At 52.4% G+C, this 3,432-nt stretch carries 4 protein-coding genes; all 4 read right to left on the bottom strand.

Going from position 1 to position 3,432, the window contains the following annotated elements; all coding sequences use genetic code 11:
- Positions 1–590 (bottom strand): replication initiator protein A (locus ACH2EH_RS18500; protein WP_395143933.1); only part of this gene is annotated, 590 nt, incomplete at its 3' end.
- 546 nt (positions 591–1,136) lie between these two features.
- Positions 1,137–2,012, bottom strand: a complete 876-nt coding sequence (locus ACH2EH_RS18495; RefSeq protein WP_395143931.1) for a ParB/RepB/Spo0J family partition protein — start codon at positions 2,010–2,012, stop codon at positions 1,137–1,139.
- A gap of 37 nt (positions 2,013–2,049) precedes the next feature.
- The gene (locus tag ACH2EH_RS18490) at positions 2,050–3,135 is read right to left on the bottom strand and encodes an AAA family ATPase (protein WP_395143929.1); all 1,086 of its coding nucleotides are present in this window, start codon (positions 3,133–3,135) and stop codon (positions 2,050–2,052) included.
- Between the two features lie 84 nt (positions 3,136–3,219).
- On the bottom strand, positions 3,220–3,432 hold a 213-nt coding region (locus tag ACH2EH_RS18485), incomplete at its 5' end, for a hypothetical protein (protein ID WP_395143927.1).

Raw genomic sequence — 3,432 nt, 5'->3', positions numbered from 1 at the left:
GCTACGTCAAGAACCTGGATGTCAGCAAAGAGGAAGTCGGAGAATGTCGCCTCCGAGTAAGAGCGGTTTCCCGAACCGGTGTTAAGTCGGTAGCTCTCCAGTAAGTGGAATGCCTCCGTGAGGTGCCGTTTCTGCTCAAAGTCCCAAAACGCATTTCGCGAGCGAATCATTACCCCCGTTAGGCGATCCAGCGCTGCCCCTACCCGCTCGTAATCTCGCTTACCGGTTGTCGAGTTCATCGTGCGCAGTAGATCTGCGATGCGAAAGCGCACCGTTCGTTCTCGAAAACCACTGTCACGCAGATGTTTCATGAGAGCGACATAGACCTCTTCATCCGAAGCAGTGGGCAGACCAAACGCGTCTGAGCCGGTAACAGTCCACTCTTGCTTGAGTGGCTTACCTGTGGCAGTGCGTCCCTCTTGAACGATTTCAATCGTCTTCTGCCCTGCGGGAACAGAACGACTCAGAACGGCAAAGGGGAACTCTGCCAGGTTCATCTCGTCTTTCCCCTGGAGCCCCTCGCGATCCCCTTCTTCCTCCCGGAGGAGATCTAGGGCTAGCGTCTCGTTTAGGTTTTGCGTCTCTGCCATCGGTTTTTTCTATCCTGAAACACCAGCAACACGAGCCTTCGTAAACCTAGACAGCTCTTCGCGTGCGCACACGTATTGTTGTTGTTAATTAAGAATACAATTAAGAAAGTAATACGGCGCTCTCAAAAGATGTCCAAAAATGCCCATTTCCCCTCTACAAAATGGCTTTTTGGGTACCTCTCGATTTGTCTCGTTTCACGTTCTTTCTTGTCTCATTTCACGTTTTGACTTGTCTCGTTTCACGTTCTTTTTGTCTCATTTCACGTTCTTTTTGTCTCATTTCACGTTTTGACTTGTGAGGGGAGATTTGTTTCATTTCACGTTTTGAAAAGGTTGTTTTTATGCAGATTTACCAGCATTTCCCTCTACAGAGTGGCTCGATGTTAATACGTGTTTACATAATTGCTGGCATTGTAGAGGGAGAGTTGCCGATCTCCAATTCCCCCTCGTATTCGTAACGGGAAAACGTGAAACGCAACAAGTGTTTTTTCTCCACCCTTCCGTGCGGAAAATCCTATGTTGATTCTATGCGCTCCGTCCATAGTTTTATGTACTCCCTCTGTTTTCTTCAGCCAGTGATAGGAGCTGCTGAGCTATCTCACGCATTGAAGCGGCTACGTCACGGGGGATACTCTCACGCGACAGAGAGTCTGCAAGGGTGTGAGCTGCCTTGAATACCTGGCCGTAGCGACGGGACGAGAACCCCTTGGGAGGAGTGTATGTTAACACGTGTTTACATGGAGGCTCTTCTATCGGCTGGCGTAGATTTAGCTCAGCGGCGCGATGTGAGAGGCCCTCACTAACGATGCGCTCTGCCAAGGTAATACGCTCGGAGTCACTTTCGATGCTCCAGAGAAGCATTGCCTTGGAGGGAGCGAGCTTACCTTCTCGAACCAGCTCGCGCACGGACTCGGGAAGCTCCGCAAGCTTCTGTTGCTTCCATCCCCACTGCCGGGTGAAGCCGAAGCGCTCGCCGATCTCATCCCAGCTCAGGTGATCTACTGCTCGCAAGTCACTGATGCTCTCTGCCAGATCCATAGGGTTCAGGTTCTCACGAGAGAGGTTTTCCCACAGGGCGAAGCGGGCGGCGGTTTCATCATCCAGCTCGCGGACACGTACGGGAACACTATGGAGGGCAAGGGCACGAGCCGCGCGGAGCCGTCGGTTCCCACAGATGACTTCGTAGCGGTAGCCTTCGGGAGTGTGGGGAATGGGACGCACTAAGAGTGGCTGTAGAATCTCACCATCCGCCTGGCGAATGCCATTGACCATCTCCGCAACAGAAGCCTCACTGATACGACGACGTGGGTTGTGCCGATTTTCACAGAGGTAGTCTGTTGCCAACTCCGTGATGGCGCTTGCCTGAAAGGTAGCCTCCAAACGCTCGACGTTGGTGATGCCTTGCTCAATGATGCTAGACATCGCACCCGATTTTTTGACTCTACTGGGCGCACTATTTCTACCCGACACGGCGCAGCACCTCCTCGGCAAGCTGGCGGTACGACTCCGAGACTTTGTGCTTTGGGGAGCTGACAACCATCGGGTTGCCCTCTTCTACCGCCCTCTCGGAAGCAACGGTATTGCCGATAGGAATATCAATGTACGTGCTGGCAAAGATGCGCTTTGTATTTTCTAAAGCATCACGGGCAGAGTTTGTCAGAGGGCCTGGGACGCGGGTATTGAAGACTCCTAGAATGTTCACATCACGTCCCAGCTCTCGAACGGCTCGAACCACATTCACAATCGCCGTCAGGCCCGCAACAGCATAGTTGGCAGCTTCTACAGGGACGAGCACATGATCCGCTGCCCAGAGAGCGTTTGTGGTAAATATTCCCAAGCTAGGTGGACAGTCAATCAAGATGAGATCATAGTCATTTCGCAGGTGAGCCAATGCCCGCGAGAGAGTTGTCTCTCGTGCCATCGCATTAATGAGTGGGATTTCCGCATCGGAGAGCTGGAGGGAGGACGGAACGAGATCCAGTCCCTCAATCTCCGTGTGGAGGATAGCATCTCGAATATTGTGAAGGGCTGTATATCCTCCCCCTGACTGTGGACTTCCACCAGGCAGAAGAACGTCGGATATAAAGAGTTGGCGCTTTGCGGTCAGCGTGTAGGGGCTAAAACCTAGCCCAATGGTGCAGTTGGCTTGGCTATCTAGGTCTACAACGAGTACCCTAAGCTTCTTTTCAACGGCAAAGACTCCCGCTAGATTGACTACAGATGTCGTCTTGGCGGAACCCCCTTTGTGATTCACCACAGCTATAACGGTCGCAGATCGTGCCGAGCCCTTTGTACCTATCTCAGTTTCTTTTTTCATGGTTCTTACTCGCTTGCCTCTTTCTGCCATCCCTGTGGCTTCAATGATCTGAAGGGCTTGCTCAGAGTAGCGTCGCCGTCCCCCTTGGGTGCGCTCTGCTGGTGCGATCCACCCCCAACTCTCCCAGTTACGCAGGGTCTTCGTGGAAATCCTCAGACGTGCTGCTGCATCTTCAGGAGTCAGCCCTGGCAAGTCGGAAAGTGGGGTGCTGGCTTCGGGGAAATCCATTATTTTGAAAGTTGCCTTAATGGCGATTTTCCAGGATTATACCAGAGTGATTCCATGTAGAGAGACTTCTACATGGAAAGCAAATTATTTTTTATAGCGCGATGCGTGCAGGAGGGAGCCTAGGAAGTAGAAGAAACCCGAGAAAAATCCTATCGTATGGCGCAGGAGCCTATCCAGAGCGCGTGATATGTTTCGCCGGATCACTCGCCCTATCTCCCCTGGGATAAGGTGCAGGAGGATGGCGGGTAGCACAACGTAGGCCAGGAACCGATCCAGCATCCAGACGCTGAAAAACTG

Source organism: Armatimonas sp. (assembly GCF_043760365.1).
Taxonomy (GTDB): Bacteria; Armatimonadota; Armatimonadia; order Armatimonadales; family Armatimonadaceae; genus Armatimonas.
The sequence above is the reverse complement of the archived record's forward strand: the minus strand, read 5'-3'. Positions and strand labels throughout refer to the sequence as shown.